Source organism: Stenotrophomonas maltophilia group sp. RNC7, assembly GCF_030910085.1.
Taxonomy (GTDB): domain Bacteria; phylum Pseudomonadota; class Gammaproteobacteria; order Xanthomonadales; family Xanthomonadaceae; genus Stenotrophomonas; species Stenotrophomonas sepilia.
Window position 1 is genome coordinate 1 of record NZ_JAVFVN010000682.1, and the last position, 1,655, is coordinate 1,655.

The 1,655-nt window shown below is 35.4% G+C and carries 2 protein-coding genes; one reads left to right on the top strand and one right to left on the bottom strand.

All coding sequences use genetic code 11. From position 1 onward, the window contains the following. The coding region (locus RCF13_RS14680) for an RNA-guided endonuclease TnpB family protein (protein ID WP_308141285.1) at window positions 1-795 on the bottom strand (795 nt) is incomplete at its 3' end. Window positions 796-1,286: 491 nt separating this feature from the next. On the opposite strand from RCF13_RS14680, the gene RCF13_RS14685 reads away from it, so the two are divergent. Next, window positions 1,287-1,655 (top strand): SDR family NAD(P)-dependent oxidoreductase (locus RCF13_RS14685; RefSeq protein ID WP_308141286.1); only part of this gene is annotated, 369 nt, incomplete at its 3' end.

Genomic DNA, 1,655 nt, shown 5'->3' on the forward strand with positions numbered 1-1,655 from the left:
TATACCGATAACATCGTGGTTTTTGATGATTTCAGTTGAGATTTTGTCCAAGTAATCTTTTCTAGCATTAGCTATGTATTCATGAATTCTAGCTACCCTTACTCGTTGTTTATTCCAGCGAGAAGATCCTTGCATTCTTCTAGAAAGAACACGCTGTGCTTTTGCCAACTTCTCTTCCAATGAGCGAAAAAATTTAGGGTTTTTATAAGTTGTTCCATCTGACAAAATGGCGAAATCTTTTAATCCTACATCCATTCCAATATAAGAATGTGTTTTCGGAAGTTCTTGCACTTCTGTTTCAACTAACAATGACACAAAGTATCTGCCAGAAGGGTTCCGTCTAACCGTAGCATTTAAAATACGTCCCTTTACTTCACGACTTTTGGCAAATCGAACAAGACCTAGTTTCGGCAATTTCATTTTGTTTCCGACAACAGCAATGTTTTCATTTGTTTGTTTTGTGGTATAAGATTGTACGTTGTTCTTTTTAGATTTGAAACGCGGGGCACTGTTTTGTTTTTTAAAAAAGCGTGTATAAGCATCCACAAGGTTGCGAACAGACGATTGAATAGCAATACTATCCACTTCTTTTAGCCAAACAAACTCTTTCTTCATGGCAGGAAGTTTGGCAGAGCATGTCCCATATGTCAAACCTTTTCCTGTTTCTTTGTATGCATTATCCCATAGAGATAGGAAGTGATTGAATACAAAACGAGAACAACCAATCGTTTTATTGATCAGGATCGCTTGTGCTTTATTTGGATAGATACGAAATTTATACGCTTTATTGATCATCCTTCATTTCACCCCCATTTCGATATATTTCCATTATATATCAAACATACATTCGATAGTTAGTTAAGTGATTATGACAAATTATCCGGTAATACTTTACATATGTCGAACAATTAAGATGACTTCCTGCCATCTCTTGTTCGAAGCCAATTCATCTCCCACCTACTCGCTGGGCTACACCCTTCACGCTCCTTGAGGCAGGAGTCTTCTTGGCTAAATTGATAAAGTATATAGCAAAAAATATGATACATAGTCCGACTGCAGTTAGTAGCAAGAACCATTTTTTTCTTGTCATACACATATACTCTCCTATGTAGAATTTATTTTTATTTTACATGAATTATGGCAAATCCATAAGAATTATAAATAAAAAATTTCTATAGTTACCTACAAGTAACCTACGCACATGAAAGTGCATCATTGCCTTTTTACATAAACATAGATACAATTTTAATATAGTACATAACTGAGATGATTAAGGAGTGTTATACTTGGCAGAATTATTACAAGGCAAAAATGCTTTAATTACAGGAGCAGGTAGAGGGATTGGTCGCGCTGTAGCGATCGCATTAGCGAAAGAAGGCGTAAATGTCGGTCTTTTAGCTCGTTCAGAAGAAAACTTAAAAGCTGTAGCGAAAGAAGTAGAAGCAGAAGGCGTAAAAGCTGTTATTGCGACTGCTGATGTTTCTTCATATGAAGAGGTAACTACTGCAATTGAAACGTTAAAAAACGGTTTAGGATCTATCGATATTTTAATTAATAACGCTGGTATTTCTAAATTCGGTAAGTTTTTAGAATTAGACGTTGCTGATTGGGAAAAAATCATTCAAGTAAACTTAATGGGTGTATACTATGCAACT